General features: G+C 33.4%; 14 protein-coding genes. 9 read left to right on the top strand and 5 right to left on the bottom strand.

Features of this window, described 5'->3' with window-relative positions:
* Positions 1–41: 41 nt before the first annotated feature.
* On the bottom strand, positions 42–1,565 hold the full coding sequence (locus BR52_RS10415) for an AMP-binding protein (protein WP_034572394.1): 1,524 nt from the start codon (positions 1,563–1,565) through the stop codon (positions 42–44).
* A gap of 334 nt (positions 1,566–1,899) precedes the next feature.
* Here BR52_RS10415 and BR52_RS10410 point away from each other — a divergent pair, with 334 nt between their 5' ends.
* The 8 genes from BR52_RS10410 (at position 1,900) to BR52_RS10375 (ending at position 9,818) form a co-directional block, all read left to right on the top strand.
* Entirely contained in the window at positions 1,900–4,335 is a 2,436-nt protein-coding gene (locus BR52_RS10410; RefSeq protein ID WP_034572391.1) for a lectin-like domain-containing protein, read from the top strand.
* A 10-nt stretch (positions 4,336–4,345) separates the two neighbouring features.
* Positions 4,346–4,669, top strand: coding sequence for an LPXTG cell wall anchor domain-containing protein (locus BR52_RS10405; protein WP_034572388.1), 324 nt, complete (start codon positions 4,346–4,348; stop codon positions 4,667–4,669).
* Positions 4,670–4,697: 28 nt separating this feature from the next.
* Positions 4,698–5,486 (top strand): WxL domain-containing protein, encoded by a 789-nt coding sequence (locus BR52_RS10400; protein ID WP_034572387.1) that lies wholly within the window; start codon positions 4,698–4,700, stop codon positions 5,484–5,486.
* A gap of 35 nt (positions 5,487–5,521) precedes the next feature.
* Entirely contained in the window at positions 5,522–6,280 is a 759-nt protein-coding gene (locus tag BR52_RS10395; RefSeq protein ID WP_034572386.1) for a WxL domain-containing protein, read from the top strand.
* A 70-nt stretch (positions 6,281–6,350) separates the two neighbouring features.
* Positions 6,351–7,451 carry a WxLIP family cell surface protein gene (locus BR52_RS10390; RefSeq protein ID WP_034572385.1) on the top strand — a complete coding sequence of 367 codons (1,101 nt, stop codon included), beginning with the start codon at positions 6,351–6,353 and terminating at the stop codon, positions 7,449–7,451.
* Positions 7,452–7,721: 270 nt separating this feature from the next.
* A complete protein-coding gene (locus BR52_RS10385; RefSeq protein ID WP_034572384.1) occupies positions 7,722–9,161 on the top strand; it encodes a helix-turn-helix domain-containing protein in 1,440 nt (479 codons plus the stop codon).
* Positions 9,158–9,583 carry a hypothetical protein gene (locus BR52_RS10380; RefSeq protein ID WP_057002218.1) on the top strand — a complete coding sequence of 142 codons (426 nt, stop codon included), beginning with the start codon at positions 9,158–9,160 and terminating at the stop codon, positions 9,581–9,583. Before BR52_RS10385 ends, BR52_RS10380 begins: the two co-directional genes overlap by 4 nt.
* Positions 9,584–9,602: 19 nt before the next feature.
* Entirely contained in the window at positions 9,603–9,818 is a 216-nt protein-coding gene (locus BR52_RS10375) for a hypothetical protein (RefSeq protein WP_034572381.1), read from the top strand.
* 124 nt (positions 9,819–9,942) lie between these two features.
* On the opposite strand, the gene BR52_RS10370 is transcribed toward BR52_RS10375, so the two are convergent.
* The 4 genes from BR52_RS10370 to BR52_RS10355 form a co-directional block, all read right to left on the bottom strand.
* Positions 9,943–11,385, bottom strand: a complete 1,443-nt coding sequence (locus tag BR52_RS10370) for an AcpB/EbpR/MafR family transcriptional regulator (protein ID WP_034572379.1) — start codon at positions 11,383–11,385, stop codon at positions 9,943–9,945.
* A gap of 74 nt (positions 11,386–11,459) precedes the next feature.
* The gene (locus tag BR52_RS10365; RefSeq protein WP_034572377.1) at positions 11,460–12,506 is read right to left on the bottom strand and encodes a PA14 domain-containing protein; all 1,047 of its coding nucleotides are present in this window, start codon (positions 12,504–12,506) and stop codon (positions 11,460–11,462) included.
* Between the two features lie 322 nt (positions 12,507–12,828).
* Positions 12,829–13,221 carry a tautomerase family protein gene (locus BR52_RS10360; RefSeq protein ID WP_034572375.1) on the bottom strand — a complete coding sequence of 131 codons (393 nt, stop codon included), beginning with the start codon at positions 13,219–13,221 and terminating at the stop codon, positions 12,829–12,831.
* A gap of 21 nt (positions 13,222–13,242) precedes the next feature.
* A complete protein-coding gene (locus BR52_RS10355) occupies positions 13,243–13,998 on the bottom strand; it encodes a DeoR/GlpR family DNA-binding transcription regulator (protein WP_034572372.1) in 756 nt (251 codons plus the stop codon).
* A 356-nt stretch (positions 13,999–14,354) separates the two neighbouring features.
* Here BR52_RS10355 and iolA point away from each other — a divergent pair, with 356 nt between their 5' ends.
* Positions 14,355–15,815 carry a methylmalonate-semialdehyde dehydrogenase gene (gene iolA / locus BR52_RS10350; RefSeq protein ID WP_034572370.1) on the top strand — a complete coding sequence of 487 codons (1,461 nt, stop codon included), beginning with the start codon at positions 14,355–14,357 and terminating at the stop codon, positions 15,813–15,815.
* Positions 15,816–15,821 lie beyond the last annotated feature (6 nt).

The following is a 15,821-nucleotide window of genomic DNA, read 5'->3' as shown; positions in this document are numbered from 1 at the left end:
AAACGTGTTTGGTTGCTTAAACAACCAAACACGTTTTTTTTTTAGTTATTTTTTAAAGAACGCTCCATTTCAAGACGTTGAATTTTCATTGTTGCCGTTCTTGGTAGGTCTTCATAGTTCATGACGATGGGTTCATTAATATGTGGCAGATCAGAAACATTCTTCCACCATTGCTCCCAATCCATTTCCTTATTTTCATTAACAGCTAAAATCGGTTGAGGACTGCCGTCAACGCCGCGAATTAAAACGACTTCATCTAAGAACGGCATGGCATCTAATAATTTGTCTTCAATTGCCAATGAACTTTCAATATTTGCAATCAAGTCAACTTGACGATCGTGAAGTGACAAACGTCCTAAATGATCTTTAGCACCATAATCGCCACTGTCCCACCATTTGCCATAAACATTTTCTTGAAAGCGCGCATCTTCTTTATAATAGGTCAATGCACGCCCTTTTGAAAACATTTGAATATTGCCACTGACATTAGCACCAACTGGATTTCCTTCTTGATCGACAATTCGAACTTTTGTTAAGCCAGGCATGCCAATTCCCATATCCCGTGCATCTGTTTTTTTAAGAGATTTTTTTGTATTTGCTCGCATAATCATTGGGCCACATTCACTTTGTCCGTAGACTTGTAAGAAAACAGGGGACTTTTCCTTTGAACAACGTAAGAAAACGGCCATGGTTTCTTTGTTGATAGCATCAAAAGTGGAATGATAAAATTTGATACTAGAAAATACTTCTGGTTGTTCTCTAGCTAAAGAAGCCCATTGTACAAAATGATTTGGATGTGTTTCTAAAATTCTTGGTTGATAAGTTGTTAAAATACGGCGGATATTTTCTTTAGCTGGATTTGCAATTGGGAATAACGGAAAACCTTTCGCCATTAGAGATGAAATTCCAATGTTAAAGCGTGAATGAACAGGTGAAATATGGAAAGCCACCAATTCTTTTTTACGAATCATACTGAAAATATTTTTTTGCCACTTGGTGCGCCATCCCATTGAATTGGCTGAGTGTGCAATAAGCTTTGGAACACCTGTTGTACCAGAGGTGTGAGTCATGTAAGAAATGGTATCTTTTTCGAGTTCTTCTTGAGGGCATTGAGATGCATTTTCGCTAAGAATCAACTTTTCAACTTCAATTAATTTAGTATCAGGTAGATTTTTTAAGCTAGTACTTTTGTGATGAGTTTCACTATCGAATAGAAGCCAAGGCTGATCTAAACGATTGACAAAGATATCAATTGTTTTTGCTGGCAAATGAGGTGAGACCATAACGGGTACAGCGCCAAGATAAGAAGCAGCGACTGCTAATAGATAAGTATCAAACTTTGCTGATTTATAGATAATAATTTTGTCTGCTTTTTTAACACCTAATTGATGTAATTGTGCTGCTCGATTCACGATGGACTCCTTACAGCCTAGATAGGTGGTTTCCAAATTTAATTCAGGGAAAGCAATTAAAGGCTCATCAAAGTAAATCGCTTTGGTAGGGAATTTTTCTGCAGCTTTTTCAAAATTGGTGTACAAGTTTAATGGTTCATATTTATTCAACATTAAAAGTCAATACGCTCCTTTTATATTTAGATGGTGTTATTATATCATGTGATTTAAGAATGTCTATCGATTCTATAATAAGACTAAAAAAAATAGAGGGAAACAAGCTTTTTTCTAATTGAAAACAAAGGATTAAGGAATTTTTTCGTCAAATGAAGTTAGTAATCACAAAATGAAGGCTACGATGTCTGCTTGTGATAGCGACTATTAAACCATTTTTTTAAAAATTAGCCGTTTTTCATTATTTTTTCTAAAAAATAATGAAGATGGCTATGGTATATTCAAGGTATCCAATAACAGATATTTTGGAAATTAATAAGGAAAGGAGAAAAATATGACACCTAAAAAAAGTCAATGGTTAAGTATTTTGTTCATTATTTTTAGTATTTTTATAATTATTGGACTTAATTTAAATAACGTTGATGGTGAAAAAGGAGTTCAAGCAGAGCAACAGAAATCAGAAAATCTGTTACTTCAACTAGAATCGCTCCCTCTTCAGCAAGTTAATCAGACTTTTCAAATTCAATTAATCTATTCAAGAAAGCTTACAGAAGAAATAAAGTTAAAAGTTCCTGACGGCTTAGAATATCAACCATTACCTGAGAAACAAGACGATTCCAATTATATAGTAAACTTTGATTATACAACGAGAGAAGTGACGATTGTTCCAACGAGGGAAAATGAAGCGACTCAAGAAAGTTCTCAAACGATTGCTCTTGATTTCAAAGCGACAGCAGCAACAAATTATTCTTTACAGGCTGTGACTAGCGATGAGCAAACAACAATTGTTTCAAATAGCTTACAGTTGACAGTTGAAGCCAATGAACCTGCTCAAGACGAGTCTAACTCGGAAAAGGAAGCTGATAATCAAGAAGGTGAAGCTCCAACTCCACCCGATACTGAAACAGCAGAAAAAGATGCGACAGAAGATTTGGATAATCAATTAGACTTGAACTTAAACACACGCTCTTTATACAATGCTAGGTCAATTGAGACCAACAAACCAGAAGATCGTTTAATTATTAAAGAAAAATTCCGTGACCCAATTGGTTCGGGAGCTAAATTTATTGATCCAACGATTCTACAAATGAGTGATGCAAAATCTCAATTAGGAAGTATTTGGTCAAAAAACAAATTGGACTTAAAGAAAAACTTTGCACTCAAGTCTTATGTCTATCTAGGAGATTCAAAAGCCAGTGCCGCAGATGGAATTACATTTACCTTGCAAAATGACGAACGAATGGAAACCAACCCAAATAGTGTAATTGGAAGTGGCGGAATGGGATTAGGTTCTTATAGCTCGGCATCAGGAAAACCTTATGTTCATCGAGGATTATCGGTTGAATTTGATACCTACTATAATAATGGTTCTTCTAATAGAATGGACCGAGAAGTTGATAAAAATGGCGGGCGTGGGCATGTTGCTGTGGTAAAACCTAAGAGCAATAATAATAACTACTCAGGAGAACATTCACACATTCAATACCCTTCAGATTATTTATCAAATGGAACATGGCGATCTTTTGTTGTGACATGGGATAGCGCAACGAATCAATTAAGTTATCAATTAGAAGGTTTAGACAAAGTTACTTTTGGCATTAATCCGCAGACTGAATTTGGCGGAGACTCTGTTTATTGGGGATTTACGTCATCGACAGGTGGCTCTTATGCACAAAATGCTATTGCTATTTCAGAATTGCCACAAGAAATTGATGCAAATCAAGAAGTGACCATCAAAAATAGCACATCTAATACAGTCTTAGCAACAGAGCAAGAAGCGAATGCTGGAGATGTGATTGAATATCATATTAAAAATAGTTATCTATCAGAAGAAGAATGGATTGCAGATTGGACGAATGTCGTTTCAATAGCTACCTTGCCAGATGGATTAACGTATCAACCGGGTTCTGCTACGATTGATGGAAAACCAATTGCAGACAGTTCTATAACGATTAATGGTTCAAATATATTATTTCCAAAAATGAATTTTACTAAAACACAACGGCACCAAGAAATTGTTTTTAAGGTTCAAGTAGATAAGAATTTGAAAGGACCTCAAGATTTAACTTCTACATTTAAGGCAAAAGGGGATAATTATATTGCAGAAGGAAATTCTGTTATCGTTCATCTTTTAGAACAACCAACGGGTGAAGTAATTGTACAGTATTTAGATGAAGAAAATAAACCAATTATAAATGATATTCATCTAAAAGGTTATAGTGGCGAAGAGTATCAAGCAGAACGAAAAGAATTTCCAGACTATTTGTTGGTAGACATTCCAGAAAATGAAAAGGGTATTTATCGCGATGGAGAAATTACAAATGTTATCTATAAATACAAAATGAGAGCATTAGAATTTATTTCTGCACCGAGCAAGATTGATTTTGGTGAAGACTTAACAATCACATCAAAACCTAAAACATATCCACTAACAGCAATGGATGGAAAGTTAACAGTTCAAGATACTAGAGCTGATAAAAAAAGCTGGACGGTTACAGCTAAAATGAAAAAAGTCTTAACAAGCACGGGGAATCAAGTACTTCCAAACGCAGTTCAGTATACCAGACAAGGACAAACTTCGATTATCAATTCAGCCGCGACTGTTATTTTTGAAACAGTTAGCCCAAATGACGAGGCCGTTGACGTCTCTGATAATTGGTTTCCAAATGGAGATGGCTTATCATTGAAAATCAATCCAGGAGAAGCTTATTCTGAAGCCTATAATGGCACGATTAATTGGACATTGCAAAATACACCAGCAAATCAATAGGAGGAATTAGATGAAAAAGCAAGCTCGATTTATATTGTTATTTATTGTTTTGTTCACTAGTTTCTGCTCTATTGAAGTTGCATTCGCAGAGCCCTCTAATCAACAACCTTACACATCTAATGGTGACATTAGTTTTTATGGAGAGTACGAATATCCAGGTGAAGAAAAACCATCTGGAATCTTGCCTAATACTAGTCCACCAACGAATCAAGGTGAAACAGGCTCTGGTAATCGTTTGCCGCAAACTGGTGAAAACAATCCACAACTACCTATTGTGTTAGGCGGTATCTTGATATTAAGTAGTTTTTTAGGAATAAAAAAATTAGGAAAATAATTAATTAAAATTTGGAGGAAAATAAAAAATGAAACTAACAACATTAATGACAACATCAGCTTTACTATTAGCAACAATCGGTGGAACAACGGCCTTAGCAGCAGATGGCGATCACGGTGGCGTATATGAATCTAACGGACTTGTGGAATTTATTCCAAATGACGAGCCAACAAATCCAGTCGATCCAACAGATCCAACAAACCCAGTTGATCCAATTGACCCAACAGATCCAGAAGGCCCAAATCCTGGAACAAGCGGACCGTTAAGTATTGATTACGCTTCAAGTTTAACCTTTGGAAAAAATAAAATCACCAATAAAGATGAAACGTATTTTGCTGATGCTCAAAAATTAAAAGATGGAACATTTAGACCAAACTATGTGCAAGTTTCAGATAATCGTGGAACTAATGGTGGTTGGACATTAACTGTTAAACAAGAAGGACAATTTTCTAACCAAACAACACAAAATAAAGTATTGACTGGTTCAGTTTTAAAATTAGTAGATGGCGTAGCGGTTAGTAATGTAACAGATGTCACTGCACCTATCACTTCAGCAATTACATTAGACCCTACAGGAGCTGCATCACCAGTAATGAATGCAGCAGCTAAAACAGGAGCTGGAACATGGATAGATCGTTTTGGAACAAATGAAGAAATGACAATCAACGGTGAAGCTGTTCAAAAAAATAAAGCAATCACGTTAGATATTCCAGGCTCAACTCCAAAAGATGCAGTTAAATACAACACTAAATTAACATGGACATTAGCAGATATTCCTGATAATGGATCTGAAACACCAGAAGAAACAACAAAATAAATTAAAGCAACTAAACAATTGGAGGAAATAAAAAGATGAAAAAAGCAACTTTAATCACAACGTCAGCACTAGCATTAGCAACATTAGTAGGAACATCAGCAACAGCCTTAGCAGCACCAGGTAAAATTCCAGCAAATTATGATTCAAACGCTGTTGTAAAATTTGTCCCAGATGACAATATCACACCACCAGTGGATCCAACAGATCCAACAAACCCAGTAGAACCAATTGACCCAACAGATCCAGAAGGTCCAAATCCTGGAACAAGTGGCCCACTAAGTATTGATTTTGCCTCTTCATTCTTCTTTGGCGAAAATAAAATTACAAGTAAAGATATGGTTTACAACGCAGCACCTCAAGAATTAAAAGATGGTTCAACTCGTCCAAACTATGCACAAGTAACCGATAATCGTGGTGGAGCGAAAGGCTGGAAATTACAAGTAAAACAAAATGGTCAATTTAAAACAGCTAAAGACGAAGAATTAACAGGCGCGATGATGTCATTTAAAAATGGTCAATCAGCATCAGAATCAACTTCACCAATCCCTTCAGTTGTAAAAGAATCTTTTGATTTAACAACAAATGGAACTGGAGCAGTTGAAGATATCATGGCTGCTAAAGAAGGCGAAGGCGCTGGAACGTGGGTATACCGTTTTGGTGATGATACAACTAAAGCAGATAGTGTGACTTTATCTGTTCCAGGTAAAACAACAAAAATGGCAGACACTTATTCAACAAAATTAACATGGACATTAACTGATGTACCGGATAATGGTGAAACACCAGAAGAATAGAAAAAACGGAACAGCATCAATGGAAATTGATGCTGTTCAATTATTGAAATGCGTAACGAAGGAGACCACTATGATAAAACGTAAACATTTATTTACCCTACTAATAGTCGCTTTGACAATTCCTTTTTTCAAAGGATCATTTGTTTCAGCATCAGAATTAAATTTTGCAGTAGAGCCTGTAATTCCAGAAAATCAACGAGATAAAACAAAGACCTATTTTGATTTATTAGTGAAGCCAGATATCGAACAAACAATAGAAATTAATTTACGAAATGACACTGAAAATGAAGTGATTGTTGAACCAAAAGTCCATTCTGCAACGACTAATTTAAATGGTGTTGTTGAATATGGGCCAGTGGATAGTAAAAAAGATTCTACGTTAAAGTACGATTTAAATGAAATTGTACAGGTTGAAAATGAAGTGAAAATACCGGCTCATAGCTCAATCAAAGTTCCTTTAAAAATCAAGATGCCTAAAGAAGCGTTTGATGGTATTCTAGCAGGCGGTATTACGCTACAAGAAAAAGACACAAAAAAAAGCGAAAATACAGAAACAAAAGGTTTATCGATTCAAAATCAATATGCATATGTTGTGGCTTTAGTACTAAATGAAAATAATAATCCTGTTAAACCAGAGTTGAAGCTAAATAAAGTGTATCCAGATCAAGTAAATGCCCGCAATGTAATTAATGCAAATTTACAAAATAGTACACCAAACTATATAAATCAACTAAATGTTTCAGCTAAAATAACTGAAAAAGATAAGTCAACAGTGCTATATGAGACAACCAAAAAGGCTATGCAGATGGCCCCAAATTCTAATTTTGATTTTCCAATTTCATTATCAGGGAAAAAATTAGAGGCCGGAGACTATACACTTGAATTGACTGCAACAACCAAAGCTGATCGCTGGCATTGGAAAAAGAATTTCACAATCAAGGCCGATGAAGCAAAAAAATTGAATGCTAAAGATGTTACTATAAAGAAAGATTATACATGGATTTATATAGTGGTTGGCATTATTTTAATTTTAGTATCAATTTTACTAATTATTCTTATTTTAAAACGCAAACGAAAAAAAGAAGAGGAAGAGCGTAAAAAAAGAAACCGGATCAAAAGAAAAAAGAAAAAGTTAGCACAACAACAATCAAATCAAAAGAAGGATAATTAAGGGATAAAGGAAATGGAAGGACAACTAGTGAACATAAATAACGAATCTTTTTTAACCGGTTTTAAAATGAAGTCAGTTGAACACACAAAAAAATATCCATACAAACAAACTAGAATCAATCAAAAAAAGAGCAGTTCCTCCCCCTCTGCTAAATGAAAGTAAAAGGACTAACAATGGTTAGTCCTTCTTATTAATCATTCCTTTTAATGAAAAACAACAAAACGAATGTAGAAATGAAGTAGATAAATCATGCAGATTAGGGGGATTTACATGGAAGAATTTCTTGATAAGATTGATAATAGAAAATTTTTTCTCTTTAAAGCACTAGAAGAAAGTTATCGGAATAGATTAACTTATTCTGAATTGATGGAAGCCTTAAATGTTTCAGAGTTTGTGTTGATGAGGATTTTAAATGATTTAGAAGATGATCTCCAAAAGTTTGATTTGACGGAATCATTTAACATTATTAAATACAAAAAATATGTTCAATTAGAAGAAAAATTGGATGTGAATTCAGAGATATTGCTTCATAAACTAGTAATCAATTCCCCTAAATTCAAAATGATTGATTGCATCTTAAAAAAAGAATTTTCAGGGGTTAGTATTTTTTCAGAAGAAAATTATGTTAATATGCCCAAAGCATATAGTTACATTAAAGAAATAAAAAAATTGTTTATAAGAACAAGAATCAAAATAAATGCAAAATTTGAATTAGTTGGCAACGAAATGGACCAACGAATGTTTATGTTTAATTTTTATTATTCTATATTTGGTAATATCGATACACCCTTTCACAGAAATATTTCAGAAGAAGCGGAATTGCTGACCGCGCAGTTTAAAATGGAGTGCTATCCAAGATTATCTATTATTCAGACAAATAAATTACTTTATTTGTTTAGTATTATTTTGATTCGTCAAAAAAATGGTGAGTATATTGATTCTGAAATGACAGTTCGTGATTATTTAAGAGAAGAAGATTACCAAATGTACAGTCTTTTTTTTAGAAGCAAGTTCATAGAAATTGATGATAAGGAGATTAATTTTTTTATTGCATTTTTAATTTCAGAAAATATTATCAATAGTGATGAAAATGTTATAAAATATAATCAACAAAGTATCAACACAACAGAATTATTTCTCAGCCGTTTTGTTGAGCGCTTTGGTAAATTTGAAGATTTTAGATTAAAAAGAAAAATAGAAGAAGGGCTGAATCATGCCCATTTTAAAGTAAGTCTGATTAATCGAACTAAATATTTTCGAGATGAATTTATTGTATTTCCTTTTATTAAAGAACAATATGGGGAAATTTTGCAATTTTGTGACGAGTTTGTAGAAAGTTGCAGACGAACACCGAGCTTGAAAATTGTATACTTAAACAAAGAATTTCTCTTAAATGAATACATTTATTTGATTATCAATAGTATGCCTGCTAGTTTTTTTATGAAAGAAATCAATGTTTGTGTTGATTTTCTATTGGGAAAAAATTACAATGAAATGATTATTAAGAATATTAAGACATTTGAATTTTTAAATATCGAAATTCAAGAAAATTTAGACCTCAAAACGGATTTATTATTAACGGACAGCCTAATGAAGAACGAATTAACCTGCGATTATATAATATGGAACACTCCACCAACCACCCAAGATTGGGGAAATTTGGGAGAATTGTTGGTGAAGATAAAAAAGAAGAAAGAAATGAAGAGATGATAAATAAAAAGAAACTAATACAAAAACTGATTGTATCCTTAACGGTATTGTCCTTTTATGGATTTATCGACTTATGCACAGTTCAGGCATCGGATCAAGAAAATATTGTAGATCCATTAGATCCATCAAAAAAAGCAGAACCGGTATTTCCACCAAGACAGGCTCAAAAAAGAAAAAACGAGCAAGAATTATCAGAAGAATCGTTAATTAGTTTACCAGATGGGAAAAAGCCAATAAAAATTGTTAAACCATCTAAAAAGAAAAGAGAAAAACAAGAAAATAGTTACAACCACTTACCTCAACAATTCAACGTAGAAACTATTTTTCCAGATGGAATTGAGCCAGGCGAAGGCAAAGAAGATGATCTTTATCTTTCTGAAGTTTACATTCAATTATCAGGAACAATCTTATTTGGCAGATAAATATAGAGGGGGCAATGTTATGAAAATTGAAGATTATTGGAAAGATGTTACAATCTATGTTACAGAATTTATTGTAAATCAGGGGACAGAAAAAGAAAGAAGACTATCTAGATGCCTTGTTTTTGATGAAGAGGTTACTAAAAATGAAGCAATAAAACATGTGAATGACAAATTTAGTAATGTTGGCGAAATTCTGTATATTGATTTGTTTGACGAAGGTTTGCGAATGAAGTGATTGGATGGAAGAGCATCAATAACTGTTAAATGAAAAGTAAAATAAAGCATAGATGAAATAACTTTCTCATTAATGGGGTTATTTCTTTTTTTATATAATAAGACGCTATAAACATATAGGTGAGCTATACGCTTATAACGTGAGGGGCTTGTGTTGAAAACTTTAATTGTTCGATAGTTCTTATACGAGCTTCTAATTGATCCCATTCAACTTTTAGCGGAAACATATGCCAGTAAAAAATGGGTTCACGTGTCGGTTGTAAATAATAATCCGATAAAATAAGGTCAATACAATCTGTTTCTTGATCTGTAATTGTTAGGTAGAAAGGCAGAGTGTAGATTTTATCATATAAAGCTTGTTTTTTTGATTCATCTAATTTTGTTACAACTAATAGACGAATCATCGGTTGATAATAATTGGCAATTAAATGGCGATGAATTAAGTGCGTTATATTTTTTTTAAAAAAAGGCATTTTATCAGAATCTATTTTATTTTCATCAAGAAGAGTAGCTAGTTCTGTCTGGTAAGAATTACTAATAGGTGACTGTTGGTAGGTGTTTTCTAATAATTCAAGATAAGAGTCACCTAAATGAGAACTTAAATAAACTAAGTAAAATAGTTCATTTTCAAAAAAAGTTGATAGTTTTGCTTTTGGGAAAAGTTTAACAGTGTCTTCTAATAGATGTGCTGTTTTCTTTATTAGAGGATCTTCTGTTAGATGTAAAAAGGACTCAATCGGAAGATTTAATATCTGATGAATTACAAAAAAGATAAAATATTCCTCATTTTTTTGTTCAGAAAGACCATTATTTTTACTGAAATTTTTAATAAAAGGAAGCAAGCTAATATAAAATGGGCTATTTTGAGCAATAGTTTGATAAAAAGTCACCTTTGGATCAATAAATTCATCTAAACGATATCTTGTTTGGCAAAGCGCAAACCAATATTTAAGCTGTTCTTTTTGAATGAATGAGAGTTTAATAGAAGTTAATGCTTCAATAGCTTGAATATCGTCATCTAGTTCAGCTGAAGTGACAACTTGAAAAGGCCATTCCACTCCATTACAAGTGTAAAAATAATAATAAAAGAATAAATAGCGAATCCTGAGTTCAGACCCATTCATCTTTAAAGGTGAGAGATCGAACGATAAGCATAATGGCTTTAACAGTTGGTTCATTAAGCGGATTTGGCGATATATATAGCTATAACTAAAGAAATTTACTTTAGCATAAGAATCGATTGTTTCATTTTGTTGATGAAATGTGTATAAAAAAAAGTAATAAAACAAAGTATCTTTTATAATTTCATGGTAAACAGCCTCTATTGAAAATGAATTTTTTTTCGAGAGGTAGTACCCATCATTATTTTTAACTAATTGAATATCTTGTTTAAAGGCTTCTAAATAATGTTGTAGTTCTTTTAAGTAGCTTAGCAACGTCTTACTGCTTACAGATAATTGTTGGCTTAAAGTAGTAGTAGAACAAGGCTTATTTTGGTTGGCTAGTAATTTCAATAGTTCAACTTTTCTATGTGCAATTTTATCAAGCGAATTTATTTTACTTAACATCAGTATCTCCTTTCAAGTATCAATTATAAGTAAAAAACAGTAACCAACTTACGGGGTTACTGTTTTTTGTTTTTTTATAAAGCAACACCTTGTAAATCAGGAGTTGTGTAAAGTTTTTCTAGAGGAATAAATACTGGGGTAGTAGTAGGACGCATGCTTGGCGTAATCCATTTAATGTGGCTGTATAAACCAAATGTAGGATCGTTGATTTGTCCAATATCCCATACTTCATATTTAACTTTAGCAACTTGTCCAGCATTAAGGTAAAGTGGAGTACCGTAATTAGGTAAATCATTTACCATTAGATTGTAACCTAGGTTTCCAGTCATTGAGAAGCTATAAGTTCCAGATTCAGTAATTGGAATGTAAGCTGTTTTGATAATTTTAAAGTTACGGTAGCCTAAGTTTGGGTAAGGCTCTGTTAATCTATAAGAAGAATCAAGTGTTTTCGCTTCATACACTGATACAAAATTATCCCATTGGCCTGATTGTGTATTTCTTTTTTGGTAAACAGAATGTACGCCATTTACTAATTTTTCTGGTGTTTCAACCTCAACACCTTGTAAATCAGGAGTTGTGTAAAGTTTTTCTAGTGGGATAGATGCATAGTTAGTAGTTGGACGCATGCTCGGGGTAATCCATTGGATGTGGCTGTATAAACCAGATGTAGGATCGATAATTTGACCAATATCCCAAGATTCAAACTTAATTTTGGCAACTTGTCCAGCATTTAGATAAATAGGTGTTCCATAATTAGGTGAGTCGTTAATCATTAACGTCATTCCTAAATTTCCAGATGTTTTAAAACTATAATAGCCTGTTTCAGTAATTGAAATATAAGCAGTTTTGATGATTTTAAAGTTTCTTAAACCTAATCCTGGATAAGGTTCAGTTGATCTGTATGAAGAATCCAGTGTTTTTGATTCGTATAATGACATGAAATTTTCCCACTGGTTTGTTTGTACATTTCTTTTTTGATAGGTTGTATGAACCCCGTGTACTAATTTTGTTGTAGCTCTTGTGTTGCTGTCTGCAGCAAATGCTTGGTCAGACTTAGTAGGAATACATAGAAACAGCAGTGCTGCTAAAAGAATTCCAATGATACTTAATTGCTTTTTCATTTTTTTGTTGCCTCCTTCTTTTTATACTTTCAGTTTATCAGCTCTAATCATCAAAATGTTTTCCTAAAGAAAGAAAAAGATTCTTCTTTGTGAACAAAGATAAATTTGTTTAAGAAGTTTTTCATTTACTCATTAAATACTGATTTTTGTGAATTAATAGAAGAAATAACTATGAAAAAGTCGCATTAAAGCTCGGTGGTCAATAAAAAGATAAAACTAAGTATTCATTTTGCTGAGAAATATTGATAGGAATAAAAAAATCAACGAATGAAAAGAAAGAGCATGCTTTCTAGATTAAATAGGAAGCATGCTCTTTCTTTAATTAAGATAATTCGCCTGTTAAAAATTGAGCTTTTCCAAAACCAAAGCTCCAATCTTCATCGTCATTGATTACGAATGAAACTAAAATATCCCTTGGGCTAATCTGACATTCTTTTTCCAAACGGGTTACAAGTGAATGATAAAATTGTTCTTTTTGTTTTTTTGTTCGTTTACGGCTAATGACAGTAAGAATCATCTGATTTTTAGTTCGGCTAAATCCTAGACCAGTATCTTCCATTCTCATTTCATAGGGCTTATGTTGGGTGACCACTTGATAGCGATCACCAGGTGGCACTTGAAAAGCATCTAAAACAACTTGGTGTGTGACATCAAGCATTTTAATAATTTCGTTTTCTGTTTTTCCTTCTAATAAATCAAACTTTAGTAATGGCATAATCTTCCTCCTCCTTAACTGTTATGTGGTCGTCAAAAGGTTAATCCCCTGTTCTTGGCAGAATATTTGATATTCAGCTGGGATGTTTGGTGTGGTAATAATCGTATCGACTTTTTCCAATGGCGCATAAGTCAATAAAGTCGATTTATTGAACTTAGAACCATCTGCAAGTAGATAAACATCGCTAGCTTTTTCAACAATCATTTTTTTAATACGGTATTCTAGCAAATCAGAGTTTGTTAGCCCATTTGAAATAGAAACACCAGTTGCTGCCATAAAAGCTTTGCCAATATTGTATTTTGTAATGAGTTCCTCATCTTCCACTCCAACAAATGAGCGTGTCTTGGCTTTATAGCTATTTCCAATCAAAATCAATTGGATATTTTCCATACTTGCAACAAGATTCACTACATCTAAGCTATTCGTGAGTACAGTAAAGTGTAAGTCTGGAGAAATAGCGTTTAAAAGCTGGCTTGTCGTCGTCCCTGAGTCAATAAAAATTAAATCATTTTCTTTAATCAGAGTGCTAGCAATGGCCGCAATTTTTTCTTTTTCTTCTTGATATTGAATTGTCCGATTTTCATATGGAACTAATGTATTTTCAACAGCAACAACTCCTCCGTAGACTTTTCGTAGAGTCCCTCTTTTCTCCAATTCGTTAACATCTCGGCGAATGGTATTTTTTGAAACATTGAAAACTGAACAGAGTTCATCTAAGGAGATACTTCCTTGTTGCTGTATGTAGTTTTCTACTTGTTGAATTCGTTTTAATTTCATATAAATAACAACCTTTCAGAGGATTTACGAATAAGTTGATTAAAATATAACATATAATCAAAATGTGTTCAATAGTTAATCATTTTGATTTTTTTCTAGCGAACTTTATATAAATAAAATGTTTTTATTAGTTAATTGGTTCGTTAACCCCTTTTTTTAACAGTTTTTTCGATTTTTAAGTTAGTTTTATCTTATTTTAATTAAAAAAACATTGACTGTTAACCAACTTAATTGTAACATGTAATCAATAGTTGACCAATAAAGTGAATTTAATTTGGTTATGTCTTGTTTTTTCATTATTTGTAAAGAATAAGCGCACTTTTTTAATAAAAGAGATTGAATAGGAGGAAAATAACATGACAGAAATCAGAAAATTAAGAAATTATATCAATGGCCAATGGGTTGCTAGTAAAACAGCTAAATATGAAGACGTTTACAATCCAGCTACGAGTGAAATCATTTGCCAAGTTCCGATTTCAACGAAAGAAGATTTAGCAGAAGCAACTCAAGTAGCATCTACAGCATTTGAGAAGTGGAAAAATATAGCTGTACCAAGAAGAGCAAGAATTTTATTTACGTTTCAACAATTGCTGCTACAACATAAAGAAGAACTAGCACGGTTAATTACGTTAGAAAATGGGAAAAATTTATCTGAAGCGCGTGGAGAGGTTCAACGAGGGATTGAAAATGTTGAATTTGCAGCAGGAGCACCGACATTAATGATGGGAGACTCATTAGCTTCTATTGCAACCGATGTAGAAGTAGCTAATTATCGTTACCCAATTGGGGTAGTAGGTGGCATTACACCGTTTAATTTCCCAATGATGGTTCCTTGTTGGATGTTTCCAATGGCGATTGCATGTGGAAATACGTTTATTTTGAAACCTTCAGAGCGAACACCATTACTAACGGAACGACTAGTAGAACTGTTTTCAGAAGCAGGATTGCCAGCAGGAGTTTTCAATGTTGTCTACGGGGCACATGATATTGTTAATGGAATTTTGGAACACCCAGAAATTAAAGCGATTTCATTTGTAGGTTCTAAGCCTGTGGGTGAGTATGTATATAAAACAGGAAGTGATCATTTAAAACGAGTTCAAGCCCTAACAGGTGCAAAAAATCATTCCATTGTTTTAAAAGATGCAGATTTAGATGACACCGTTACAAACATTGTTTCTGCCGCTTTTGGTTCCGCTGGGGAACGTTGTATGGCATGTGCTGTTGTAACGGTTGAAGAGTCAATTGCAGATGATTTTATCGCAAAATTAAAAGAAAAATCAGAAGCAATAAAAATAGGGAATGGACTTGACGATGGAGTGTTCTTAGGTCCAGTGATTCGAGAAGAAAATCAAAAACGCACCATAGACTATATTGAAAAAGGACTTGCAGAAGGAGCAACTTTAGTCAGTGATGGACGCCAATCCATTCCTGAGACAGGGTATTTTGTTGGACCAACTATTTTTGATGGCGTTACAACAGAAATGACGATTTGGCGAGACGAGATTTTTGCTCCAGTATTGTCAATTATCCGTGTTAAAGACTTAAAAGAAGCGGTAGAGACAGCCAATAAATCTGAATTTGCGAATGGCGCATGTCTATTCACGAATAACGCAGCTGCCATCCGTTATTTCCGAGAAACCATTGACGCTGGCATGTTAGGAATTAATCTAGGTGTCCCTGCCCCAATGGCATTCTTCCCATTCTCTGGTTGGAAATCTTCTTTTTATGGAACACTTCATGCCAATGGCAAAGACAGTGTGGACTTTTATACAAGAAAAAAAGTAGTCACTGCTCGTTACCCTAAAGCTACTATCTAAGAAAAA

The sequence above is a fragment of the Carnobacterium divergens DSM 20623 genome, from assembly GCF_000744255.1.
In the GTDB taxonomy this organism is placed as follows: domain Bacteria; phylum Bacillota; class Bacilli; order Lactobacillales; family Carnobacteriaceae; genus Carnobacterium; species Carnobacterium divergens.
The sequence above is the reverse complement of the archived record's forward strand: the minus strand, read 5'-3'. Positions and strand labels throughout refer to the sequence as shown.